General features: G+C 73.6%; 21 protein-coding genes. 11 read left to right on the forward strand and 10 right to left on the reverse strand.

The features are described from left to right. Positions 1-10: 10 nt before the first annotated feature. The 4 genes from AB0C87_RS40430 to AB0C87_RS40445 form a co-directional block, all read right to left on the reverse strand. Positions 11-1,099: a protein kinase gene (locus AB0C87_RS40430; RefSeq protein WP_353834751.1), complete on the reverse strand. Its 1,089-nt coding sequence runs from the start codon at positions 1,097-1,099 to the stop codon at positions 11-13. A 91-nt stretch (positions 1,100-1,190) separates the two neighbouring features. Further along, on the reverse strand, positions 1,191-3,353 hold the full coding sequence (locus AB0C87_RS40435) for a glycoside hydrolase family 3 C-terminal domain-containing protein (protein ID WP_360581834.1): 2,163 nt from the start codon (positions 3,351-3,353) through the stop codon (positions 1,191-1,193). Continuing rightward, positions 3,350-3,922 carry a carboxymuconolactone decarboxylase family protein gene (locus tag AB0C87_RS40440; protein WP_360581835.1) on the reverse strand — a complete coding sequence of 191 codons (573 nt, stop codon included), beginning with the start codon at positions 3,920-3,922 and terminating at the stop codon, positions 3,350-3,352. The genes AB0C87_RS40435 and AB0C87_RS40440 overlap by 4 nt, the downstream gene beginning before the upstream one ends. A 93-nt stretch (positions 3,923-4,015) precedes the next feature. Further along, positions 4,016-5,068 carry a polyprenyl synthetase family protein gene (locus AB0C87_RS40445; RefSeq protein WP_360581836.1) on the reverse strand — a complete coding sequence of 351 codons (1,053 nt, stop codon included), beginning with the start codon at positions 5,066-5,068 and terminating at the stop codon, positions 4,016-4,018. Positions 5,069-5,247: 179 nt separating this feature from the next. Here AB0C87_RS40445 and metF point away from each other — a divergent pair, with 179 nt between their 5' ends. Next, positions 5,248-6,183, forward strand: a complete 936-nt coding sequence (gene metF / locus AB0C87_RS40450) for a methylenetetrahydrofolate reductase [NAD(P)H] (protein WP_345184784.1) — start codon at positions 5,248-5,250, stop codon at positions 6,181-6,183. Here metF and AB0C87_RS40455 read toward each other — a convergent pair. The 5 genes from AB0C87_RS40455 to AB0C87_RS40475 are packed head-to-tail and all read right to left on the reverse strand — an operon-like array spanning position 6,120 to position 8,822. Beyond that, the gene (locus AB0C87_RS40455) at positions 6,120-6,722 is read right to left on the reverse strand and encodes a GNAT family N-acetyltransferase (RefSeq protein ID WP_360581837.1); all 603 of its coding nucleotides are present in this window, start codon (positions 6,720-6,722) and stop codon (positions 6,120-6,122) included. The genes metF and AB0C87_RS40455 overlap by 64 nt on opposite strands. Before the next feature lie 10 nt (positions 6,723-6,732). After that, positions 6,733-7,065, reverse strand: coding sequence for a hypothetical protein (locus tag AB0C87_RS40460; protein WP_345184780.1), 333 nt, complete (start codon positions 7,063-7,065; stop codon positions 6,733-6,735). Between the two features lie 9 nt (positions 7,066-7,074). After that, on the reverse strand, positions 7,075-7,917 hold the full coding sequence (locus AB0C87_RS40465; protein ID WP_360581838.1) for a hypothetical protein: 843 nt from the start codon (positions 7,915-7,917) through the stop codon (positions 7,075-7,077). Positions 7,918-7,975: 58 nt separating this feature from the next. Next, positions 7,976-8,326: an arsenate reductase family protein gene (locus AB0C87_RS40470; RefSeq protein ID WP_345184775.1), complete on the reverse strand. Its 351-nt coding sequence runs from the start codon at positions 8,324-8,326 to the stop codon at positions 7,976-7,978. Positions 8,327-8,357: 31 nt separating this feature from the next. Next, positions 8,358-8,822, reverse strand: coding sequence for a YbaK/EbsC family protein (locus tag AB0C87_RS40475; protein ID WP_345184773.1), 465 nt, complete (start codon positions 8,820-8,822; stop codon positions 8,358-8,360). 23 nt (positions 8,823-8,845) lie between these two features. Between AB0C87_RS40475 and AB0C87_RS40480 the strand changes: the two genes are divergently transcribed. From AB0C87_RS40480 to AB0C87_RS40500, 5 genes are all read left to right on the forward strand, one after another. Then, a complete protein-coding gene (locus AB0C87_RS40480; protein ID WP_360581839.1) occupies positions 8,846-9,637 on the forward strand; it encodes a L,D-transpeptidase family protein in 792 nt (263 codons plus the stop codon). A 260-nt stretch (positions 9,638-9,897) separates the two neighbouring features. Beyond that, complete coding sequence (locus tag AB0C87_RS40485; RefSeq protein ID WP_089312401.1) at positions 9,898-10,401, forward strand: SAV_6107 family HEPN domain-containing protein; 504 nt, start codon at positions 9,898-9,900, stop codon at positions 10,399-10,401. 197 nt (positions 10,402-10,598) lie between these two features. Then, a complete protein-coding gene (locus AB0C87_RS40490) occupies positions 10,599-11,786 on the forward strand; it encodes a CoA transferase (protein WP_353835307.1) in 1,188 nt (395 codons plus the stop codon). A 119-nt stretch (positions 11,787-11,905) separates the two neighbouring features. Further along, entirely contained in the window at positions 11,906-13,156 is a 1,251-nt protein-coding gene (locus AB0C87_RS40495) for a cytochrome P450 (RefSeq protein ID WP_360581840.1), read from the forward strand. A 169-nt stretch (positions 13,157-13,325) separates the two neighbouring features. Beyond that, positions 13,326-14,750 (forward strand): MFS transporter, encoded by a 1,425-nt coding sequence (locus AB0C87_RS40500; RefSeq protein WP_360581841.1) that lies wholly within the window; start codon positions 13,326-13,328, stop codon positions 14,748-14,750. A 52-nt stretch (positions 14,751-14,802) separates the two neighbouring features. Here AB0C87_RS40500 and AB0C87_RS40505 read toward each other — a convergent pair whose 3' ends face one another. Beyond that, positions 14,803-15,297: a transcriptional regulator gene (locus AB0C87_RS40505; protein ID WP_021597992.1), complete on the reverse strand. Its 495-nt coding sequence runs from the start codon at positions 15,295-15,297 to the stop codon at positions 14,803-14,805. A 436-nt stretch (positions 15,298-15,733) separates the two neighbouring features. Between AB0C87_RS40505 and pyrR the strand changes: the two genes are divergently transcribed. The 5 genes from pyrR to carB all read left to right on the forward strand — a co-directional run. Next, on the forward strand, positions 15,734-16,294 hold the full coding sequence (pyrR, locus tag AB0C87_RS40510) for a bifunctional pyr operon transcriptional regulator/uracil phosphoribosyltransferase PyrR (protein WP_345184760.1): 561 nt from the start codon (positions 15,734-15,736) through the stop codon (positions 16,292-16,294). Beyond that, positions 16,291-17,232: an aspartate carbamoyltransferase catalytic subunit gene (locus AB0C87_RS40515; RefSeq protein ID WP_345184758.1), complete on the forward strand. Its 942-nt coding sequence runs from the start codon at positions 16,291-16,293 to the stop codon at positions 17,230-17,232. The genes pyrR and AB0C87_RS40515 overlap by 4 nt, the downstream gene beginning before the upstream one ends. Then, positions 17,229-18,515 carry a dihydroorotase gene (locus AB0C87_RS40520; protein ID WP_345184756.1) on the forward strand — a complete coding sequence of 429 codons (1,287 nt, stop codon included), beginning with the start codon at positions 17,229-17,231 and terminating at the stop codon, positions 18,513-18,515. The genes AB0C87_RS40515 and AB0C87_RS40520 overlap by 4 nt, the downstream gene beginning before the upstream one ends. Continuing rightward, positions 18,512-19,630 (forward strand): glutamine-hydrolyzing carbamoyl-phosphate synthase small subunit, encoded by a 1,119-nt coding sequence (gene carA / locus AB0C87_RS40525; protein ID WP_345184753.1) that lies wholly within the window; start codon positions 18,512-18,514, stop codon positions 19,628-19,630. Before AB0C87_RS40520 ends, carA begins: the two co-directional genes overlap by 4 nt. Continuing rightward, a partial coding sequence (gene carB, locus AB0C87_RS40530) for a carbamoyl-phosphate synthase large subunit (RefSeq protein WP_360581842.1) occupies positions 19,630-23,083 on the forward strand: 3,454 nt, incomplete at its 3' end. The genes carA and carB, both read left to right, overlap by 1 nt.

The raw sequence follows: 23,083 nt of genomic DNA on the forward strand, positions 1-23,083 counted from the left end.
GCGGTGCGGGTCAGGTGAGGACGCCGAGGAGGAACCCGGCGGCCACGACGCCGCCGAGCGCGACCATCATCCGCCACCGGTAGCGCGGGATCCGCGTCGGGCGCGGCTTCGGCGCCGGGGCCTGGCCCTCGCGCAGCGCCCGGACGATCTGCGACGCGGTCGGGCGCGCGGCGGGGTTCTTGTCCAGGCAGCGGGCCGCGAGGTCGCGCAGCGGGCCCTCCATGTCGCCGAGGTCGGGCTTGCGCGACGTCACGCGCCGCATGACGGCCGCGCTCGGCCCCGTGCCGAACGGCGGGCGCCCCGTCGCGGCGAACACCATCGAGGCGCCCCACGCGAACACGTCGGCGGGCGGCCCGACCGGCTCGTCCTCGATCTGCTCGGGCGCCATGTAGGCGGGCGTCCCGACCGGGCCGGTGGTCAGCGGGGTCGCGTCGGCGGTGCGGGCGATGCCGAAGTCGATGACCTTGGCGCCGTCCGGGCCGAGCAGCACGTTGCCGGGCTTGAAGTCGCGGTGCACGATCCCGGCGCGGTGGATCGCCGCCAGCGCGGCGGCGGTGCGCAGCGCGAGCTTGCGGAGCCGCGGCGCGGAGAGCGGGCCGCGGTCGGCGACGACGTGCTGGAGCGAGGGCCCCTCGACGAACTCGCTGACGATGTAGGGGCGGTCGCCGGTCATGTCGGCGTCCAGGACGCGCGCGGTGTGCCGCCCGGACACCCGCAGGGCCGCGTCCGCCTCCTTGGCGAAGCGGCTGCGCGCCCGCTGCCCGGCCGCCACGCCGCCGCGCAGCAGCTTGACGGTGACGAGCTCCCCGTCGCCGTCGCGGCCGAGGTAGACGACGCCCTGGCCGCCCTCGCCGAGCCGCCCGACCAGCGTGTAGCCGCCGAGGCCGCGCGGGTCGTCGGGGCCGAGCGGGGCGCCGGACCGGTGGTCGCGGCCGTGCGCGGGACGGGCCGGGACGCGGCCCGGCCCGGGGTGCGGCTTGGCCGGGCGGCCGGCGTGGGCGCCGTGGGGCTGCCCGGCGCGGGCGGCGCGGGCGGGGCGGTTCGAGGAGGAACGCGGGGGATGGGGATCCGTCCTCCCGCGGGAGGTGTCGTGCGGCACTGAGGACTCCGACTCGGCGGGGGCGGACGAAGATCTCCCCCTTTGTACCGTGTAATCGGGACGAGGGGCAGGGGAACTGCGATCTTCGCCGTCAGCGGCACGTCCCGAGCGCGGTGGAGCCGGCGATCCGCCGGGACGACTCGCCCACCATGATCTTGTAGCAGCCGTCGGCGACCTTCCAGGCCTTCGCCTTCTGGTTCCAGTAGGCGAAGGAGCGCGACGACAGCGGGAACGTCACCTTCGCGCTCCGCCCGGGAGCGAGGGCGACCTTGGCGTATCCCTTGAGCTGCCTGGGCGGTTGCGGGACCTCCGCGCCCGGCGACGGCATGCCGATGTACAGCTGCGGCACGGCCACGCCGGCGCGGCGCCCGGTGTTGGTGACCGTCACCCGCACGGACTTGCTGGTCGCGACCAGTCCGCTGTAGGCGAACGTGGTGTAGGACAGGCCGTGCCCGAACGGGAAACGGGGCGCGATGCCCTTCGCGTCGTAATGCCGGTAGCCGACCATGACCCCTTCGGAGAACGTGGTGCTCCCGTTGAGGCCGGGGTACTGCACCGGGTTCCCGGACGCGGGCGCGTCGTTCTCGTCGACGGGGAACGTCACCGGAAGCCGTCCGCCGGGATCCACGTCCCCGTACAGGACGCGCGCCAGGGCGTCCCCTCCCTCCTGGCCGGGGTACCAGGCTTCGAGAATGCCCCTCACCTGCCCGGCCCAGGGCGTCAGCACGGGTCCGCCCGTGTTCAGCACGACGACCGTGTTGGGGTTGGCCTTGGCGACCTCGGAGATCAGCCCGTCCTGATCGCCTCTGAGCGGCTCGCCGCAGCGCAGCGTCAGGCACGACTTGTCGAAGAACTCGCCCTGGCTGTCGGTCGCGAACACGATGGCGAGGTCGGCGGCGCGGGCCGTGGCGGCGGCGCCCGCGTGGTCGTCGCCGTCGTGGTACGTCACCTGGGTTCCGGAGCCCGCGCGGCGGGAGAGGCCGTCCTGCGCGCTCACGGTCGCGAACGGGACGACCTTCGCCGAGCCGAAGCCGCTCGGGCTCTGCCGGGCGGCCCGCCCGATCAGCGCGATCGACCTCGGGGCCCGGAGCGGGAGGACGCCGTCGTTCTTCAGCAGCGTGATCCCGCCCTCCTCGATGACCCGGGCGGCGTCGCGGCTCGCCGTCCGGTCGGCGCGGCTGAGGTCGTTGGGGTAGGCCTGCCGGTCGAACACCCCGAACCTGAACATCGTCCGCAGGATGTTGCGCACGTGCGCGTCGACGGCGGCCGGCGAGACCTTCTTCTGGGCGAGGGCGGCCTTCAGCAGGAAGGCGTTGTACTTCATGCCGAAGGGCAGCTCCATGTCCAGCCCGCCTTCGGCGGCGCCGGCGGCGTCCTGCGCGGCGGTGTGGTCGGACGGGACGAACCCCGTGAACCCCCACTCCGACCGCAGGATCCCGTTGAGGACGGCGCCGTCCTGGCAGGCCCACCGGCCGTTCAGCCTGCCGAACCCGCACATCACCGTCGCGGCGCCCGCGTCCTTCACCGCGGCCTCGAACGGCGGCAGGTAGATCTCGCGGAGCGTGCGCGGGTCGACGTTCATGCCGAGCGACAGCCGGTCGGTCTCCTGCGTGTAGACGGCCATGTGCTTGACCGAGGTCATCACGCCCTGCGCCTGGGCACCCTGGATCCACGGCACGCCGAGGGTCGCCGACAGGTAGGGGTCTTCGCCGAAGCCCTCGAACGTCCGGCCGTTGCGGGGCGTGCGCAGGACGTCCACGGTCGGGCCGAAGACCAGGTCGTTCCCGCGGTGCCTGGCCTCCCACGCGACCGTCCCGCCGTACAGCCGGGCCGCCCGCGGGTCGAAGGCGGCCGCGAGCGCGATCGGCGCGGGCAGCGCCGTCGCCCTGCCCTGCCGGACGCCGGCCGGGCCGTCGGCCATGCGGACCGGGGGGATGCCGAGCCGCTCGATCCCGTCGGCGGTGTCGGCGTGCGCGTTCTCGGAGAAGCCGCCGAGCGGCCCGCCGAACGGATCGTCCGACGCCAGCATCGAGATCTTCTCGTCGACCGTCATGCGCGGCAGCAGCAGCGCCGCGCGCCGGTCGGGCGCGAGCGCGGCGTCGCACCAGGGGCGCAGGGCCGGATCGCCGCAGCGCCCCGCCGCCGCCCGCGCCTCGCCGGGCGCGGACGCCGCGAGCACGGTCGCCGGCGCCGCCGTCAGCGCCAGCGCGGAGACGGCCGCGAGCGCCCCCGCCGGCCCGCGTCCCGGCCTCATCCGCCCGCCCCTTCCCCCCGGGCGCCGTGATCTCCGTCCTCGTTCTGGACCCGCAGGGTGTTCAGGGCGAAGGCGACCATGTGGTAGTGGCCGATGAGCATCACCAGCTCGATCAGCTCGCGCTCCCCGAAGCGCGTGGCCAGCTCCGTCCACGCGGCGTCGCTGATCGTGCCGCGCTCGTGCAGCTCGTCCGCGGCGGCCAGGACCATGCGGTCGTCGTCGCTCCAGCCGTGCCGGTCCGGGTCCTCGCGGAGCGCGGCGATCTCCTCCTCGGTGAGCCCCGCGTCGAGCGCGACCCGCCGGTGGTGGTCCCACTCGTACGCGCACGACCGGTGGTGCGCCGTGCGCAGGATCGCCAGCTCGCGGTCGCGGGCGCCCAGCGTCCCGTTCATCAGCAGCATGGAGCCGAACCCGATCCACGACCGGAACAGCTCCGGGTGCCGGGCGAGCGTGGTGATGACGTTCAGGGGCCCGATCGTGTCGGTCACGGCCCGGACGACGTCGTCCCACTCCTCCTCCGGGAGCGGGTCGAAGCGCGGGACGCGGTCTCCTGGGGTGTCGGCGCACATGGCGACATTTCTGCCACCGATCAGTGGGAAAGTTCTAGTGCGCCGGGAAAACTTGGCCGGATCGTGTCACGGGGGACGCGGGAGCCGGGCGGGTCAGGTGTTGCGCGTGGTGGCCGCCACCGCGAGCTCCGCCAGCGCCTCCCGGGCGCCGTCGGTGATCGGGGCCGTCTCCAGGGCCTGCTCCGCCTCGCGCAGGTAGCGCTCGATCATGGCCTCGCACGCGGCGAGGCCCCCGGTCTCCTCGATGACGGCGCGCAGCTCGTCCACGCCGGGACGGTCCAGCTCCGGGTCGCCGAGACGGCGCTCCAGCGCCGCGGCCTGGCTCGCGGAGGCGCGTTCCAGGGCGAGCGCGACCAGGACGGTCCGCTTGCCCTCGCGCAGGTCGTCGCCCGCGGGCTTGCCGGTCTCGGCCGGGTCGCCGAACACGCCGAGCACGTCGTCGCGGAGCTGGAAGGCGATGCCGAGCGGCAGGCCGTAGCCGGTGAGCGCGGCCGCCACGTCGGGGCGGGCTCCGGCCAGGGCCGCGCCGAGGTGCAGCGGGCGCTCGATCGTGTACTTGGCGCTCTTGTACTCCACCACGCGCAGCGCCGTCGCGACGTTCGCCTGGCGGCGCGCGCCCTCCAGCATGTCGAGGTACTGGCCGCACATGACCTCGGTGCGCATCAGGTCGTAGACCTCCCGGCCGCGCGACCTGCTCGCACCGTCCAGCCCGGAGGTCTCGAACATCTCGCCCGACCAGGCCAGGCACAGGTCGCCGAGCAGGATGGCGGCGCCGCCGCCGAAGGCCTCGGCGTCGCCCGGCCACGCCTGGGCGCGGTGCAGCGCCTCGAACCGCCGGTGGGCGGACGGCTGGCCGCGCCGGGTGTCGCTGGAGTCCATCACGTCGTCGTGGATCAGCGCGCTCGCCTGGAGCAGCTCCAGGGACGCGGCGGCGGCCACGATGCCGGGCCCGTCCTCGCCGCCCGCCGCGCGCCACCCCCAGTAGCAGAAGGCGGGACGCAGCCGCTTGCCGCCGCCGAGCAGGGCGTCCAGGGCCGACAGCAGCGGTGCGAGGTCCTCGCTGATGGCGCGCAGCGCGGGGCGCCGGCGGTCGACGAAGGCCAGCAGCGCCTCGTCGACCTCCTTGCGGATCCGGGTGGTCGACATGCCGAGATCGTATCCACCTGGGTGCTTTCCACCCTCCATCGCGAACGTGAGATGTCATAAGATCTTCGGAAATGCGTACATAACGCATGCCGGGTGTGGCGAGCATCACGCGGATCGGCGGCCGGCCGCCCTTCCCCGCCGGGCCGGTCCCCTCCGGCGCGCTTCTGTAGGCTTGGGGAATGCGACCCGTACGCCCCCACAGGCCCCCGACCGTCCGAGAACTGCTCGCCTCGGGCGAGCGCTCGTTCTCGTTCGAGTTCTTCCCGCCCAAGACCGACAAGGGCGCGCGGAACCTGTGGCGTACGATCCGCGAGCTGGAGTCCCTGCACCCGACGTTCGTGTCGGTCACCTACGGCGCGGGCGGCGGCACCCGCGACACGACCGTCGACATCGTCGAGCGCATCGCCACCGACACCACCCTCACGCCGGTCGCGCACTTCACCGCCGTGAACCACTCCCAGGCGGAGCTGCGCAACCTGATCGGCCGGTTCGCCGCAGCCGGCGTCCGCAACGTCCTGGCGCTGCGCGGCGACCCGCCCGGCGACCCGATGGGGGAGTGGGTCAAGCACCCGGAGGGCGTCGAGTACGCCGCCGAGCTGGTCCGGATGATCCGCTCCTACGGCGACTTCTGCGTCGGCGTGGCCGCGTTCCCCTACAAGCACCCGCGCTCGCGCGACATCGAGAGCGACACCCGCCACTTCGTGGACAAGTGCCGCGCCGGCGCCGACTACGCGATCACCCAGATGTTCTTCCGCGCCGAGGACTACTTCCGGCTGCGCGACCGCGTCGAGGCGGCCGGCTGCGACGTGCCGATCCTGCCCGGCATCATGCCGGTCACTCAGCTCAGCACGATCGAGCGGTCCGAGCAGCTGTCGGGCGCGCCGTTCCCGCCCGAGGTCAGGGCCCGCTTCGAGGCCGTCGCGGGCGACCCGGAGGCCGTCCGCCGGCTCGGCATCGAGCACGCCGCCGAGCTGTGCGGCGAGCTGCTGGAGCAGGACGCGCCGGGCATCCACTTCATCACGTTCAACAAGTCGACGGCGACGCGCGAGGTCTACTCGCTGCTGGACGGCGCCGGGTACGGCGCGAGGGGCAGCCGCCCGCCCATCACCGCGTAGCGGGGCCCGCCGCCCGGGAACTCGAAGTCGGCCAGCAGGTCGACCAGGCCGACCGAACGGTAGAGGTGGCGCGCCGGGGTGTCCGGCGTCCTGTCGAGCGTCGACAGCACGACCGTCCGCTCCGGCCGCCCGTCGCACAGCGCGTTGAGCAGCCCCCGGCCGAGACCCCTGCCCTGCACCTGCGGATGGACGTGCAGTTCGGCGACCTCGAAGGCGTCCTCCAGCCACGCGTCGGCGTGCTCGGGCCCCTCGCGGTCCGACAGCGCCTGGTAGACGACGTCGTGCCACCACTGGCCGCGCGCCCCGTGGAAACCGTAGGCGAACCCCTGGACGGGCGCCGGCATGACGGGCAGCGCCCCGCGCCGCTCGACCACGAACGCGCGGAACCCCGGATACGAGGAATGGCGCTCCATGATGGTGTGCCGGCCCGGGAGCTGCTCGTTCGGCGGTTCCATCGCGGCCGCGTACACGTCCAGCATGGGGCTCAGCCTGCGTAGGAAGGCGCGTTCGTCGATCTCGCGCAGCTTCGGGTCCCTCACCCGACAGAGACTAGACCCGCGCGATGGTCCGCTGGGTCGCGGAGAGCCGATCGTAGAGGTCCCAGAGGATCCGGTCGGCGGCCTTCCGCAGCGTGCCGCGGTTGGCGTCGAGCTGCCCGCCCCACTCGCGCGCCTCCGGGCCGAGCCACGCGTCCGTGCCGCCGAGGGTCTTCACGGGCCCGTCCAGCGCCTGCCGGAGCCGGTCGATGCTGCCGTAGGCGTCCGAGTACGCCTGGTAGAGCTGCTGGTACTCCGGGTTGGGCTGCTCGGCGGGCGACAGCCGGGCCGACGCGGCGCCCGTGATCGGCGGGGGCAGGCTGCCGGGAGGCGGTGGAGCGGCCATGGCGACCTCTCAGGCGGTGGCGGTGGACGGGTGCAGGTCGAGCCGGGCGAGGGCCTCGCGCGTGCGGCCGCTCATGTCGGCGCCCAGGAGCACCTGGACGGCGACGGGACGGACCCCGGCGCGGTCGGCCTCGGCCAGGAAGGCGCGCAGCCACTTCACGTCCATCGTCAGATGGTGGCTGGACGTGCCGAGGGACTGCCGCACGGCCGCCAGCCGCGCCCTGTCGCCCTGGGCGGCCTTCAGCAGCTCCGCGGCGGCCGCCGGGCCGAGCCGCTCGTACAGCTTCTCGGTGTAGTCGGGGTCGCCGGCGTTGGCCTCCAGGTGCTTCCAGACCGTGTCCGGGACGGGACGGCCGTGCTGGACGGACGCGGCCATGGCCAGCGCGTCGGCCCTGGCGGCCCGGGCGGCGGCGGGCCGGTCGGGGAAGTTGCCGATGTCGCCGGCGCCGTGCGGGGTCGGCTGCGGGGCCGCCTTCGCGGGCGGGGACCGGTGCGGCGGCGCCTTCACCGGCCGCGGCGCCCCCGCCGGGCCGCCGCCGGTCTTCCGCGGCACCGGGGCCGGGGTGGGCGCCGGCGGAATGTCGATGCCTCCGCCGGGGGAGGGATGGGTGACCGCGAAGTTGTACCGGCGCGTCAGCATCCCGAGCTGCTCGGCGGCCCACCGCGCCACCTCGTCGGCCTGCCGGTACCCGGCCGCGGAGACGCCGGGCGGCGGGCGATGGCCGTTCAGCCACCCCTGGATCGCGTTCTGCGCGTCCTGGAGCTGCCTGATGACCTGGTTGAGCGCGGGCGGGTCGATTCCCCGGAACTGCGGGTCGCGCGCCGCCGGACCCGTCCGCATCTGCGTCGCCATCACCCCTCCGGTGCTCGGCCCCTGCGCCGTTTCCCGACTCCCCAGAATCACACCAGTGTCACTGGCTGTCGAGGGCCTTGCGCACCGATTCGGCATCGCGCGCCACGACGGCGCTCGCGTCCGTCACGACGATCGGACGCTGGATCAGCACCGGGTTCGCGACCATGATCTCGATCCAGCGGGCCCGGTCGCGTGCGAGGTCCTTGAGCCCGAGCTCCCTGGCGACGGGCTCGTTCAGCCGCGCCACGTCCCACGGCTCGGCGCCGATGCGGGCGAGGACCTCGTCCAGCTCCCGCGCCGTGGGCGGCTCGTCCAGGTAGCGGCGCTCGGTGTACTCCACGCCCGCCTCGTCCAGCGCGGTCTTGGCGGCGCGGCTCTTCGAGCAGCGCGGGTTGTGCCACAGTTCCATCACTCCACCCCTTCCCCTGCCTCGCCTGCCGTCACTCGACCTCGGCGGGGGTCCCGCCGGTGATCCTCAGCAGTTCGCCGTACGACGTCGGGAAGACGGTGTGCGGGTGCCCGCCCGCCGCCCACACCTCGTCGTGCCTGTCCAGCCAGACGTCCACCAGCGTGCGGATCGGCTCCGGATGGCCGACCGGCGCGACGCCCCCGATCGGCTGGCCGGTCGCCTCCCGGACGAACTCCGGCGACGCCCGCCGCACCTTCGCCGCGCCCACCAGCGCCGCGACCTTCACCGTGTCGACGCGGTGCGCGCCGCTGGTCATCACCAGCAGCGGGGACCCGTCGGCGTCGAACACCAGGCTGTTGGCGATCGCGCCGACCTCGCAGCCCAGCTGCTCCGCCGCGGCCTGCGCCGTCCTCGCGGAGTCGGGCAGTTCGACGATCGCTCCCGTCGCGCCCAGGTCGAGCAGAGCCTTCGCGACGATTTCGGCATTCGGATGCATGGGTAGAACTTTAAGGTCAGCGCATGCGAGGGAGAGCGATCGACGTGCGGAAGAGCGCGGTTCTGCTGATCGCGGCCGTCGTCCTGACGGGCTGCGACGACATCGACGCGGCGGCTCCCGCCCCGTCGGAGGGGACGAAGACGAAGGCGACGCCGTCGAAGGCGCCGGCGACGCCCAAACCGAGTCCCACGCACCGCAAGCTGAAACCGGGTGCCAAGGGGCCCGACGTCAAGGCGCTCCAGCAGCGCCTCAAGGCACTGCACTACGACCCGGGAAAGGCCGACGGGAGGTACGGGCCGTCCACGCAGACGGCCGTGTGGGCGTTCCAGGCGGTGAACCGCCTCAAGCAGAAGAGCACGCTCTCCGCCTCGTTCTGGAAGGCCCTGGACGCCCCCAAGGAGCCTCGGCCGGTTGCCAAGAAGCGTGAGAGGAACCGCGTCGACGTGGATCTGAAGCGCCAGTACCTCGTCCTCTACAAGGACGGAAGGCCGCGGCTCATCACGCACGTGTCGTCAGGGTCGGGGGAGTACTACTGTGCCAAGGACCGGGGCGCCACCGTCGCGCGCTGCCGCTACGCCACGACCGGCACGGGCGACTTCCGGACCGGACGCCGTGCCTCCGGCTGGGAGACCTCGCCCCTGGGGCAGCTCTACAACCCCATCTACTTCAACGGCGGCATCGCCTTCCACGGCGCCCTGGACGTGCCCCTGCACCCCGCCTCGCACGGCTGCGTCCGCATGCCGATGCACATCGCCGAGTACTTCCCCGACCTCGTCGGCACGGGCGTCCCCGTGCACGTCAGGCGGGCTCGCTAGCCTCCCCGCGAGCGCCGCGTCCGGGCCGCTGTCAACCCCGCTGACCTGCGGGATACGACACGCGTTCGAACACGTTGACGAATCGCCGTCAGGGCGGTTTACTGTGAAGCGCATCGAACTTATGTTCGATGTGGTGCGGGACTCGCGGCCCGCGCCAGGGCGACGTCCCGCCGATCGCGGTGTTTCGGCGGGGCCGACGGCCGGGCGGAGAGAGGGGAAGCTCTCCGCCCGGCCGGCCCGAGCCCCGGAAGGAGGCAGAGATGTCCGGAACGATGACCGCACGCGGAGTCCACTCCGCAGCCCAGTCCGTCCCGTCCCCCAGTCCTCGCCCACGCCACCGCCCGATGCCCGCGCCGCGCCCGGCGCACACGGCCGTCGGGCAGTTGCACGCCGCCCGCATGGGCCTCGCCGAGGCGGCCGAGGCCACCTCGCCGGCCGTCCGCTACGTGTGCGCCCACCTGGCGGCGCTGCGCGCGGCCGCCGCGGTCCTGGCGTCCAAGGAGCCTCTGGAGACCCATCGCCGCGGCCGTCCGCGCAGCGTCTGGGTGCTGCTGCCCGAGGCCGAGCCCGCGCTGCGGGAGTGGGCCGCCTTCTTCGCCGCCGGCGCCGACAAGCGCGCCGCCGCCGAGGCGGGCCTGCCGCGCGCCGTCACCCCGCGCGACGCGGAGGAGCTGCTGCACGACGCCGAGGTCTTCGTCACCCTCGTCGAGGACACCCTCGGCGTCGACGGGCAGCCCACGCTGCCCGTCCCCGAGGCCGGCTGAGCCACCCCGGAGGCCGTCCCCCTCCCCGGGCCGGCCCCGCCGGAGGCCGGGGGCGCCGCCCCGCCATGGGAGGCCGCGTCCCCCCTCCGGCGGCCGGACCGATCGCGCCGGAGGGTCCGCAACCCCCGAGCCGGCCCCTCCGGCGCGGTCTCACCCCGGTCGCGGCACGGCGGAGGGCGGTTGGTAGACATGGCCGGATGTCCGACCTACTGCCGCTGGACGGGATGCGCGTCATCGAGCTGTCCAGCTTCGTCGCGACGCCGCTGGGCGGGATGACCCTGGCGCAGCTCGGCGCGGACGTCATCCGCGTCGACCAGATCGGCGGCGGGCCCGACATCGACCGGTGGCCGCTCGCGCCGTCCGGCCGCAGCCTGTACTGGGCCGGGCTGAACAAGGGCAAGCGGTCGGTCGCCGTCGACCTGCGCTCGCCCGAGGGCCGCGAGCTGGTCGCCGGACTCGTCGCGCACGGCGGGGCGGTCCTGACCAACGCGCCGCCGCGGCCGGGGCTGTCCTACGAGGAGCTGAGGGCCGCGCGGCCCGACCTGATCCACGTCCGGCTGCAGGGGACCCGGGAGGGCGGCAACGCCGTCGACTACACGGTGAACGCCGCCACGGGCTTCCCGTCGATCACGGGTCCGGCCGGTCAGGAGGCCCCCGTCAACCACGCGCTGCCCGCGTGGGACGTGGCGTGCGGCCTCTACATGGCCGTCGGGCTGCTGGCGGCGGAGCGGCACCGGCTGCGCACCGGCGAGGGCCGGCAGATCCGGGTCGCGTTGCGGGACGTCGCCCTGGCCACCGCGGGGAACCTCGGGTACCTCGCGGAGGCCCAGCTCGGCGAGCCCCGGGCGCGGCTCGGCAACCACCTCTTCGGCGACTTCGGGCGCGACTTCGCCACGGCCGACGGACGGGTCATGGTGGCGGTCCTCACGGCCCGGCACTGGCGCGACCTGGTCGAGGCGACCGGCCTCGGCGAGGTGGTCGGAGCCCTCGAACGCGCCCTGGGCGCCGACTTCCGCCGCGCCGGCGACCGCTACGGCCACCGCGAGGCGCTGGGAGGCGTGCTCGCGTCGTGGTTCGCCTCCCGCACCTGCGAGCAGGTCGCGGACGGGCTGGAGCGCACGTCCGTCCTGTGGTCCCGCTACCGCGACTTCGCGGAGGTGGCCGCCGGACTGCGCGACGAGCCGCTCATGGCGCCGCTCGACCAGCCGGGCGTGGGCCTCCACCTGGCCCCGGGCTCGCCCGTGCGGTTCGGTGGGTCCTCGCCGCCGCCGGTTCCCGCGCCCACCCTCGGCGAGCACACGGACGAGGTGCTCCGGGACGTCCTGGGCCTGCCCCCCGAGCGCGTCGAGGCCCTGCGCGGCAACGGGACGATCATGGGTTTGTGACGCGGACGATCGTGGAAATCCTTCTGGCAGGCATTCCGAACCGTGGGTTTCGGCTGGCCTGCCGTTGACGGTCCGGCCATCGAGCCCCGCCGCGTCCGTACGACGAAGGGATCCGCCGGATGGCCCTCGACGCCGCCCCGGAGCAGTCCGCACCCGCCCGCATCCCGCATCCGCTCGACAGCGACGCCGACGGCGTCAACCGGCCGGGGCTGCACAAGAACCCGCGCTACCACGAGATCCGCGAGACCGGCACCGGCGTCGCCGAGGTGCGGCGCCACGACGGCACCACGGCCAAGCTCGTCACCCGCTACCACGACGTCGAGCAGGTGCTGCGCAACCAGGAGGCGTTCTCCCGGGAGGCGGCCCTCGACGCCGACGCCGTCGACCTCGAAGGGACGATGCTGGGCCTGGACATGGAGAACCACGCGGCCGTCCGCGGCGCCGTCAAGGACTGGTTCTCGCCGCAGGCCACCGAGCGGCTGCGGCGCAAGGCGCAGGAGCGGGCGGCCGCGCAGCTGACGGCGATGCTCGCGGGCGAGGAGCCCGCCGACCTCGTCACGGCCTTCGCGCTGCCGTTCTCGCTCGACCTGATCTGCGACATGATGGGGCTGCCCAAGGAGGACCGGCTGCGCTTCCACGCCTGGGGCGACGCGTTCCTCGGCACGAGCGCCCAGACCCGCGTCGACGCGGCCGAGGCGCAGACGGCGATGGTCGGCTACCTCAGCGGCCTCGTGGAGGAGCGGCGGCGCGACCCGTCCGAGGATCTGCTGTCCCAGGTCGCCGAGGGCGCCGCGGGCCTGCCGTTCGACCGCCAGGTCAAGCTGCCGATGACGCTGGTGCTCGGCGGCTGGGAGACCGTGGCGAGCAGCATCGGCACGCAGATCCACGTCCTGCTCACCCACCCCTACGAGGACCACGAGACCGCCTACGGCTACCTCAGCGCGCATCCCGAGGCCGTCCCCGGCGCGGTCACCGAGCTGGAGCGCCTGTTCTCCACGACCGCGGCGGACGACCTGCCGCGCCGGGTCACCCGCGAGGTGACGCTGCCGAGCGGCGAGCGGCTCGCGCCCGGAGACCTGGTCATTCCGTCCCACGACGCCGCGAACTGCGACCCGCGCGTCTTCACCGACCCGCACCGCATGGACTTCGGCCGCACCCCGAACCGGCACCTGTCCTTCGGCTACGGCCCGCACCACTGCATCGGGCGCCACCTCGGGCACATGGAGGTGGAGACGGCCGTCGCGCTGCTCACCCGCGAGCTGCCGTCCCTGCGGCTGGCGGTGCCGTCGGACGAGATCACCCGCAAGCCGGGCCACGTCATCAACGGGCCCTCCGCCCTCCCGGTCGCCTGGTCCTCGCCCGCGGACTGACGGCCTTCCCGCGTCCGGCACGGCGGTGGAGGGCGGGCATGCGAACGATCGTGTCCGTCCTGGAGGCGGCCGCCTTCCCTTCCGTGACCGAACCGGATCCCCGCAGGGGGGAGCGGGGTGGTTCGTCCCACTATGAGATTGTTAGGGGGGCGAACTTCGGGAGGACGCGGTGACGGGGCGGGGCGGGCGCGGGCTGGTCCCCCTGCTGGCCTTCCTCGGTGTGATGGCCTACTCGCTCTCGATGGCCGTGGTGACGCCCGCGCTGCCGCAGATCCAGCACGGCCTGCACACGACCCCGGCGGGCGCGGCGTGGGCGCTCACGGCGATGACGCTGTCCGCGGCCGTGGCCACGCCGGTGGTCGGGCGGCTCGGCGACCTGTACGGGGCGCGGCGCGTGCTGCTCGCCGTGCTCGCCGTCGCCACCGCCGGGACGCTCGTCGCGGCGCTGGCCGGGACGGTGCCGGTCATGCTCGCCGGGCGCGTCCTGTCCGGCGTCGGCGGCGGCGTCTTCCCGCTGGCGTACACGATCATCCGGGACGTCCTGCCGCCCGCCCGGCGGGCCCCGGCCGTCGGGCTCATGTCGTCCATGCTCGGCCTCGGCGGCGCCGTGTCGTGGTGCCTGGCAGGGCCGATCATCGACCTGCTCGGCTGGCGCTGGCTGCTGTGGGTGCCGGTCGTCGGGCTGGTGCCCGGCGTCGTCCTGGCCTGGTGGATCGTTCCGGCCGGGCACCGCGGCGAGGGCCCGCGCCCGGCGGCGCGGGTCGACTGGTGGGGCGCCGCCCTCTTCGCCGCCTGGCTGGTGGCCGCGCTCACCGCCCTCACCGAGGGGATGGACTGGGGCTGGACGTCCCCCGGCGTCCTCGGGCTCCTCGCGCTCGCGCTCGCGGCGGCCGGCGCCTGGCTGTGGGTGGAGGGCCGCGTCCGCGAGCCCCTGATCGACCTGCGCCTCATGCGGGTGCGCGGGGTGTGGACGGCGAACGCCGCCTCGCTCCTGTCCGGCTACGCCCTGATGGCGGGCGGGCTGCTGTTCCCCCTGCTCGTCCAGCTCCCGGAGGGCACCGGGTACGGCTTCGGCGGGACGGCCACGCAGGCGGCGCTGCTCCAGCTCCCCGCCAGCGTCGGCATGACCGTCGCGGGCATGACGGCGGGCCTGCTCGACCGGCGCGTCGGCTCCCGCGCGGTGCTGCTCGGCGGCGCGGCGACGACCGGCCTCGGCTACGCGTTCGTGGCGGTCGAGCACGGCGCCATGTGGCAGCTCTACGTGGGCGGCCTGGCGCGGGGCATCGGCCTCGGCTTCGCCTACGCCGCCGTGGCGACCCTGGTGGTCGCGGCCGTCCCGCCGGGGGAGACCGGCGTGGCCACCGGCATCAACACGCTGCTGCGGACGGTCGGAGCGTCCCTCGGGACGCAGGTCAGCGCGGTCATCGTCGTGGCCGTCCCCGGCGAGGGCGGGTTCTCCGCCGGGTTCGCGGTGAGCGCCGCCGTCATGGCGGCCGTCCTCCCGCTGGCCCTGCTCGTCCCGCGCCCGGGGCGGCGGCGCGCACGCGGAACGGGGCCCGGCGCGGTGCCGGACCCCGTCACGGTCGTGCGGTGAAACAGGTCGTGCGGTGAAGCAGGTCGTGCGGTGGAACAGGTGGTGCGGTGACTCAGAACGACTCGACGGCGCGGCGCGCCTCCGGGTCGAGGACGCCCCAGCCGATCAGCTCCTCGGTGAGCTCGGTCGGGGACTTGTCATAGATGACCGCGAGTGATCGCAGGTCCTCCTGACGGATGGACAGGACCTTTCCGTTGTAGTCGCCCCGCTGGCTCTGGATCGTCGCGGCGTAGCGGGCGAGAGGACCGGCCTTGTCTTTCGGAAGCTGCTGCAACCGCTCTAGATCGATCACGAGCTTGGGTGTAGGCCCGAGCGGGCTCGGCGCGGCTCCGCCGGGCAGCAACTCGGAAACCGGCACGCCATAGAAATCGGCGAGCTCGGCCAGCTTCTGAACGGTGACGGCGCGGTCGCCCCGCTCGTACGAACCCACGACGACGGCCTTCCAGCGGCCGCGTGACTTCTCTTCCACACCGTGCAGGGACAGGCCCTGCTGGGTGCGGATGGCGCGCAGGCGCGCGCCGAGAGCCTTTGCATATTCAGACGGCATGATGCGGCCCCCCAGGCTCACTTTCGTCGTCGTCGAACCCCGGCTGTCACCGGGGGGAGACAGATTCGCGAAGCCAGGGGGCCTCAGGACTCTGTCTCCAGGGATGGTTACGGACAGTGACGGTAAAACGGGTACGGCCCCAGGTCAAGCTGATTGGAAAAAAGCGGTCGAATCCGCAGGACTCGATCCGGGCCGTCCGGATCGCGGCCGGCCCGTGCGGGCGGGGGTGCGGCGGCCCGCGCGGGCGGGCGCCCCGGCCCCCGGGACGCCCCGTAATGTGACCCCTCTCACCTGCGAAGACGGGGGCCGGGCCGGGGTGCGGGGCAGGCGGGGCCGGCTGCTAACGTGTGGGGGACACGACGTCCTTTAAGGCCCGTCCCGTGAGGCGGGGAAGGAGGTTTCGGCGGTGAATGCTGCCTCCAGGCAGGAGCAGCGCGTGGCGGACGGTGACCCCCGGCCCAAGGCCGTTCTGGAGGGTCCCGACATCAGGCGCGCGCTGACCCGCATCGCACACGAGATCCTCGAGCGGACCAAGGGCGGCCACGACGTCCTGCTGCTCGGCATCCAGACCCGGGGCGTGACGCTGGCCGAGCGGCTGGCCGGCGCCCTGCGCGAGGTCGAGGGCCGCCCGGTGCCCTGGGGCTCGCTCGACGTGACCATGTACCGGGACGACCTGCGGATGCGGCCCGCCCGCGCCCTCGGCCGCACGGAGCTGCCCCCCGAGGGGATCGACGACAGGGTCGTCGTGCTCGTCGACGACGTGCTGTTCTCCGGGCGCACGGTGCGCGCCGCGCTGGACTCGCTGAACGACCTCGGCCGGCCCCGCGCCGTCCAGCTGGCGGTGCTGGTGGACCGCGGGCACCGGCAGCTGCCGATCCGCGCCGACTACGTGGGCAAGAACCTGCCCACCTCGATGCGCGAGACCGTGAAGGTCCTGCTGGACGAGAACGACGGGCGCGACGCGGTGCTGCTCGGCCCGACGGGGGGTACCGAATGAACCGCCACCTGATCTCCGCCGCCGACCTCACCCGCGACGACGCGCTGCTCGTCCTCGACACGGCCGAGGAGCTCGCGCAGATCGCGGGCCGCTCCATCAAGAAGCTGCCGACGCTGCGCGGCCGGACGGTCGTCAACCTGTTCTTCGAGGACTCCACCCGCACCCGCATCTCGTTCGAGGCCGCGGCCAAGCGGCTGTCCGCCGATGTGATCAACTTCTCTGCCAAGGGCTCCAGCGTCTCCAAGGGCGAGAGCCTGAAGGACACGGCGCTCACCCTGGAGGCGATGGGCGCGGACGGCGTCGTCATCCGGCACAACGCCTCGGGCGCGCCGCACCGGCTGGCCGGCTGGGTGCGGGGGAGCGTGGTCAACGCCGGCGACGGCACCCACGAGCACCCCACGCAGGCGCTGCTGGACGCGTTCACGATGCGCAAGCGCCTGGGCGATCTGGAGGGCCGCAAGGTCACGATCGTCGGCGACGTGCTGCACAGCCGCGTGGCACGATCCAACGTCCTGCTGCTGGACACGCTCGGCGCCGACGTCACCGTGGTCGCGCCGCCGACCCTGCTGCCGGTCGCGATCGACACCTGGCCCTGCTCGGTGTCCTACGACCTGGACGCGGTCATCCCGAAGAGCGACGTGATCATGATGCTGCGCGTCCAGCAGGAGCGCATGAACGCCGCCTACTTCCCGACGGTGCGCGAGTACAGCCGCCGCTACGGGCTGGACGCCGAGCGCATGGCCGAGCTGCCCGACCACGCCATCGTCATGCACCCCGGGCCGATGAACCGCGGCGTCGAGATCGCCGCCGAGGTCGCCGACTCGGTCCGCTCCACGATCGTCGAGCAGGTCGCCAACGGCGTCAGCGCGCGCATGGCCGTCCTCTACCTGCTGCTCGGAGGCTCCGAGCCCGCCATCGGCCAGGAGGTCCCCCAGTGAGCACCCACATCATCAAGGGCGCCCGGATCCTCGGCGGCCGGACCGCCGACATCCTCGTCCGTAACGGCGCGATCGCCGCGGTCGGGACCGGCCTGGACGAGGCCGGCGCCGAGGTCGTCGACGCCGCCGGGCTCGTGGCCCTGCCCGGTCTCGTCGACCTGCACACCCACCTGCGCGAGCCGGGCCGCGAGGACGCCGAGACCGTCGAGTCCGGCACGCGGGCCGCCGCGATGGGCGGGTTCACCGCCGTCCACGCGATGGCCAACACCGACCCCGTCGCCGACACGGCCGGCGTGGTCGAGCAGGTGTGGCGCCTCGGGCGCGAGGCCGGGTACTGCGACGTCCAGCCGGTCGGGGCGGTCACCCGCGGCATCGCCGGCGAGCAGCTCGCCGAGCTGGGCGCGATGGCGGACTCCGCCGCCGGGGTGCGGGTCTTCTCCGACGACGGGCACTGCGTGTCGGACGCGGTCATCATGCGCCGGGCCCTGGAGTACGTGAAGGCGTTCGACGGCGTCGTCGCCCAGCACGCCCAGGAGCCGCGCCTCACCGAGGGCGCCCAGATGAACGAGGGCGAGATGTCCGCGGCGCTCGGCCTGCGCGGCTGGCCCGCCGTCGCCGAGGAGGCGATCATCGCCCGGGACGTGCTGCTGGCCCAGCACGTCGGGTCGCGGCTGCACGTGTGCCACGTCTCCACGGCCGGCTCGGTGGAGATCATCCGCTGGGCCAAGAGCAAGGGCTGCCCGGTGACCGCCGAGGTCACCCCCCACCACCTGCTGCTGAACGACGCCAAGGCCGGGTCCTACGACCCGATCTTCAAGGTCAACCCGCCGCTGCGCACCGCCGACGACGTCACCGCGCTGCGGCACGCCCTCGCCGACGGGACGATCGACTGCGTCGCCACCGACCACGCCCCCCACCCGGTCGAGGCCAAGGAGACCGAGTGGGCCGTGGCCGCCATGGGCATGATCGGCCTGGAGACGGCGCTGCCGGTCGTCCAGGAGGCCATGATCGAGACCGGTCTGCTCGACTGGGCCGGGGTCGCCGACCGCATGTCGGTCCGCCCCGCCCGCATCGGCCGCCTCTCCGGACAGGGACGTCCGCTGGAGGCCGGCTCCCCCGCCAACATCACGCTGTACGACCCGGCGCCGCGCCGCGCCGTCGACCCGTCGGCGATGACCTCCAAGAGCCGCAACACCCCGTTCGCGGGGCTGGAGCTGCCCGGACGGGTCGTCGCGACGTTCCTGCGCGGCAAGCCGACCGTCCTCGAAGGGAAGCTCCAATGAACCCTGCTCTGCTCGTTCTGGAAGACGGCAGGGTGTTCCGCGGGGCCGCGTACGGGGCCGAGGGCGAGACCTTCGGCGAGATGGTCTTCAACACCGGCATGACCGGCTACCAGGAGACCCTGACCGACCCCTCGTACGCGCGCCAGATCGTGGCGATGACGTCCCCCCACATCGGCAACACCGGCGTCAACGCCGAAGACCCCGAGTCGCGCCGCATCCAGGTGGCCGGCTACGTGGTGCGCGAGCCCGCCCGCGTGGCGTCCAACTGGCGCGCCACGGGCTCGCTCGGCTCGGCGCTGCGCGAGCAGGGGGTGGTGGGCATCGCCATCCCCGGCACGCGGGCGCTGACGCGGCACCTGCGCGACCGGGGCGCGATGCGCGCCGGCATCTTCAGCGGCGCGGACGCCGCTCTCGCCGGAGAGGACGCCCTCGTCGAGCGCGTCCGGCAGAGCCCCTCGATGGAGGGCGCCGACCTGGCCCGGGACGTCTCCACCCGGGAGCCCTACGTCATCCCGGCGCGGGGCGAGAAGCGCTACACGGTCGCGGCCGTCGACCTCGGCATCAAGTCGATGACGCCGTACCGGATGTCCGAGCGGGGCTGCGAGGTGCACGTCCTGCCGGCGACCAGCACGGCCGGCGACATCCTCGCCCTCGCCCCCGACGGCGTGTTCTTCTCCAACGGCCCCGGGGACCCGGCCGCCGCGGACTACGCCGTGGACGCGCTGCGGGGCGTCCTCGACACCGGGACGCCGTTCTTCGGGATCTGCTTCGGCAACCAGATCTTCGGCCGCGCGCTCGGCCTCGGCACCTACAAGCTGAGGTTCGGGCACCGGGGCATCAACCAGCCCGTCCAGGACCGGACGACCGGCAAGGTCGACGTGTCGGCGCACAACCACGGGTTCGCCGTGGACGCGCCCGCCGACGGGCCGTTCGCCACCCCCTACGGGCCCGGCGAGGTCAGCCACGTCAACCTGAACGACGGGTGCGTCGAGGGGCTGAGGCTGCTGGAGCGCCCGGCGTTCAGCGTCCAGTACCACCCGGAGGCCGCGGCCGGCCCGCACGACGCCTCCGGCCTCTTCGACCGTTTCTGCGAACTGATGGAGGCGTCGAAGTAATGCCGCGCCGCGAAGATCTCAACTCCGTCCTCGTCATCGGCTCCGGGCCGATCGTCATCGGGCAGGCGTGCGAGTTCGACTACTCCGGCACCCAGGCGTGCCGGGTGCTCAAGGCCGAGGGCCTGCGGGTCACGCTGGTGAACAGCAACCCGGCCACGATCATGACCGACCCCGAGTTCGCCGACGCGACCTACGTCGAGCCGATCACCCCGGAGGTCGTCGAGAAGATCATCGCCAAGGAGCGGCCGGACGCGCTGCTGCCGACCCTCGGCGGCCAGACGGCCCTGAACACCGCCATCGCGCTCTACGAGAGCGGCGTCCTGGCCAAGTACGAGGTCGAGCTGATCGGCGCCGACGTGGACGCGATCCAGGCCGGGGAGAACCGCGAGCGGTTCAAGGAGGTCGTCGCCAAGGTCGCCCGCGAGCAGGGCCTGAACGCCGAGTCCGCCCGGTCGGTCATCTGCCACTCGATGGCGGACTGCCTGGCGGCGGCGGGCGAGCTCGGCTACCCCCTGGTCGTCCGGCCGTCGTTCACGATGGGCGGGCGCGGCTCCGGCTTCGCCCACGACGAGGACGACCTGCGCCGCATCGCCGGGGCCGGGCTGGACGCGTCCCCGACCGGCGAGGTGCTCCTGGAGGAGTCGATCCTCGGCTGGAAGGAGTACGAGCTGGAGGTCATGCGCGACCGCCGCGACAACGTGGTGATCGTGTGCTCGATCGAGAACCTCGACCCGATGGGCGTGCACACCGGCGACTCGATCACCGTCGCCCCCGCGCTGACGCTGACCGACCGCGAGTACCAGAACATGCGGGACGTCGCGATCGCGGTGATCCGCGAGGTCGGCGTCGACACCGGCGGCTGCAACATCCAGTTCGCCGTGCACCCCGGCACCGGCCGGATGATCGTCATCGAGATGAACCCGCGGGTGTCGCGGTCCTCGGCCCTGGCCTCCAAGGCCACCGGCTTCCCCATCGCCAAGATCGCGGCGAAGCTGGCCATCGGGTACACGCTGGACGAGATCCCGAACGACATCACCCGCGAGACGCCCGCCTCGTTCGAGCCGACGCTCGACTACGTCGTGGTGAAGGTGCCCCGGTTCGCGTTCGAGAAGTTCCCCGGGGCCGACGGCACGCTCACCACGCACATGAAGTCCGTGGGCGAGGCCATGGCCATCGGGCGGTGCTTCACCGAGGCCCTGCAGAAGGCCCTGCGGTCCCTGGAGCAGAAGGGCACCTCGTTCAGCTGGGCGGCCGACGCCGACGCCGCCGCGCTCGTCGAGTCGGCCCGCCGCCCCCACGACGGGCGGCTCAGGGACGTCCAGCGCGCGCTCTGGGCCGGAGCCACCGTCGAGGAGCTCTACGAGGCGACCGGCATCGACCCCTGGTTCCTGGACCAGATCGCCGCCATCAACGAGGTCGCGGAGGAGATCCGCACCGCCGACGACGCGCTCACCAAGGACAAGCTGCTGCGCGCCAAGCGGCACGGGTTCTCCGACGCGCAGATCGGCGAGCTGCGCAACCTCTCCGAAGAGGTCGTGCGCGAGCTGCGCCACGCCCTCGGCATCCGCCCCGTCTACCTGACCGTGGACACCTGCGCCGCCGAGTTCGAGGCGCAGACCCCCTACCTCTACTCCGCCTACGACGAGGAGACCGAGGTACCGCCGGGCGCCAAGCCGAAGGTCATCATCCTGGGCAGCGGCCCCAACCGCATCGGCCAGGGCGTCGAGTTCGACTACTCCTGCGTCCACGCGTCGTTCACGCTGGCCGAGGCGGGCTACGAGACCGTGATGGTCAACTGCAACCCCGAGACGGTCTCCACCGACTACGACACCTCCGACCGGCTCTACTTCGAGCCCCTCACGCTGGAGGACGTGCTGGAGGTCGTCTACGCGGAGCAGCGGTCCGGCGAGGTCGCGGGCGTCATCGTCCAGCTCGGCGGCCAGACGCCCCTCGGCCTCGCCCAGAAGCTGAAGGACGCCGGCGTGCCGATCGTGGGCACCTCGCCGGAGAGCATCCACCTCGCCGAGGAGCGCGGGGCGTTCGGACGCGTCCTGCACCGGGCGGGGCTGCTCGCCCCCAAGCACGGCACGGCCACGTCCTACCAGGAGGCGCGGGAGATCGCCGCCGAGATCGGCTACCCCGTCCTCGTCCGCCCGTCCTACGTGCTCGGCGGGCGCGGCATGGAGATCGTGTACGACGACTCCACGCTGGAGTCGTACATGGCCCGCGCCACCGAGGCCAGCCCCGAGCACCCCGTCCTGGTCGACCGCTTCCTGGACGAGGCCATCGAGATCGACGTGGACGCGCTGTTCGACGGCGAGGAGCTGTACCTCGGCGGCGTGATGGAGCACATCGAGGAGGCCGGCATCCACTCCGGCGACTCGGCGTGCGCCCTGCCGCCCATCACGCTGGGGCACGACGACATCCGCCGCATCCGCGAGTCGACGGAGGCGCTCGCGCGCGGCGTCGGCGTGCGCGGGCTGATGAACGTCCAGTACGCGCTGTCCGCGGGCGTCCTGTACGTGCTGGAGGCGAACCCGCGGGCCTCCCGCACGGTGCCGTTCGTCTCCAAGGCGACCGCCGTGCCGCTCGCCAAGGCGGCGGCCCGCGTGATGATGGGCACGACCATCGCCGAGCTGCGCGCCGAGGGCATGCTGCCCGAGGCCGGCGACGGCGGGACCCTGCCGCTGGACGCGCCGATCGCGGTGAAGGAGGCCGTCCTGCCCTTCGACCGGTTCCGCAACGAGCACGGGCAGGGCGTCGACATCGTCCTCGGCCCCGAGATGCGCTCCACCGGCGAGGTCATGGGCATCGACGAGGTGTTCGGCACCGCGTTCGCCAAGTCGCAGCAGGCCGCGTACGGGTCGCTGCCGACCAAGGGGCGCGCGTTCGTGTCCGTCGCGAACCGCGACAAACGGCACATGGTGTTCCCCGTGAAGCGCCTGGCTGACCTGGGCTTTGAGATTCTTGCCACGGAAGGGACCGCGGAGGTCCTGCGCCGCAACGGCGTGCGTGCCAAGATCGTGCGCAAGCACAGCGAGGGTCCGGGCCCGTCCGGCGAGCCCACGATCGTGCGGCGCGTCCTGGACGGCGAGGTCGACCTCATCGTCAACACTCCCTTCGGCAGCCCCGGCCAGTCCGGGCCGCGGCTCGACGGCTACGAGATCCGTACCGCGGCCGTGCTGCGGGGCGTACCGTGCGTGACGACCGTCCAGGGCCTCGCGGCGGCCGTGCAGGGCATCGAGGCCGTCGCCGGCGGCCAGGTCGGCGTCCGCTCCCTCCAGGAGCACGCCGAGCGGCTCAGCGGCGCGCACGGCCGCGCCGGCGCCTCCGGCCCGGACGGCGCGGACGGCGCGGCCCTGGACGGGGAGCGCTGCTGCGCATCACGTCCATGCCGGGCCGGCACGCCCCCGGCCCCGCCCAGTGGCTGCTGCCGCCGGTCATGGGGAGCCT

The organism is Actinomadura sp. NPDC048021 (assembly GCF_040653135.1).
Classification (GTDB): Bacteria; Actinomycetota; Actinomycetes; order Streptosporangiales; family Streptosporangiaceae; genus Spirillospora; species Spirillospora verrucosospora.

What these genes read in the sequence shown, in the direction of transcription:
- carA (WP_345184753.1), top strand. Translation starts at nt 18,512, where the DNA reads ATGAACCCTGCTCTGCTCGTTCTGGAAGACGGCAGGGTGTTCCGCGGG.
- AB0C87_RS40490 (WP_353835307.1), top strand. Translation starts at nt 10,599, where the DNA reads ATGTCCGACCTACTGCCGCTGGACGGGATGCGCGTCATCGAGCTGTCC.
- AB0C87_RS40495 (WP_360581840.1), top strand. Translation starts at nt 11,906, where the DNA reads ATGGCCCTCGACGCCGCCCCGGAGCAGTCCGCACCCGCCCGCATCCCG.
- AB0C87_RS40480 (WP_360581839.1), top strand. Translation starts at nt 8,846, where the DNA reads ATGCGAGGGAGAGCGATCGACGTGCGGAAGAGCGCGGTTCTGCTGATC.
- AB0C87_RS40440 (WP_360581835.1), bottom strand. Translation starts at nt 3,922, where the DNA reads ATGTGCGCCGACACCCCAGGAGACCGCGTCCCGCGCTTCGACCCGCTC.
- metF (WP_345184784.1), top strand. Translation starts at nt 5,248, where the DNA reads ATGCGACCCGTACGCCCCCACAGGCCCCCGACCGTCCGAGAACTGCTC.
- AB0C87_RS40515 (WP_345184758.1), top strand. Translation starts at nt 16,291, where the DNA reads ATGAACCGCCACCTGATCTCCGCCGCCGACCTCACCCGCGACGACGCG.
- AB0C87_RS40460 (WP_345184780.1), bottom strand. Translation starts at nt 7,065, where the DNA reads ATGGCCGCTCCACCGCCTCCCGGCAGCCTGCCCCCGCCGATCACGGGC.
- AB0C87_RS40465 (WP_360581838.1), bottom strand. Translation starts at nt 7,917, where the DNA reads ATGGCGACGCAGATGCGGACGGGTCCGGCGGCGCGCGACCCGCAGTTC.
- AB0C87_RS40475 (WP_345184773.1), bottom strand. Translation starts at nt 8,822, where the DNA reads ATGCATCCGAATGCCGAAATCGTCGCGAAGGCTCTGCTCGACCTGGGC.
- AB0C87_RS40485 (WP_089312401.1), top strand. Translation starts at nt 9,898, where the DNA reads ATGTCCGGAACGATGACCGCACGCGGAGTCCACTCCGCAGCCCAGTCC.
- AB0C87_RS40445 (WP_360581836.1), bottom strand. Translation starts at nt 5,068, where the DNA reads ATGTCGACCACCCGGATCCGCAAGGAGGTCGACGAGGCGCTGCTGGCC.
- AB0C87_RS40505 (WP_021597992.1), bottom strand. Translation starts at nt 15,297, where the DNA reads ATGCCGTCTGAATATGCAAAGGCTCTCGGCGCGCGCCTGCGCGCCATC.
- AB0C87_RS40470 (WP_345184775.1), bottom strand. Translation starts at nt 8,326, where the DNA reads ATGGAACTGTGGCACAACCCGCGCTGCTCGAAGAGCCGCGCCGCCAAG.
- AB0C87_RS40435 (WP_360581834.1), bottom strand. Translation starts at nt 3,353, where the DNA reads ATGAGGCCGGGACGCGGGCCGGCGGGGGCGCTCGCGGCCGTCTCCGCG.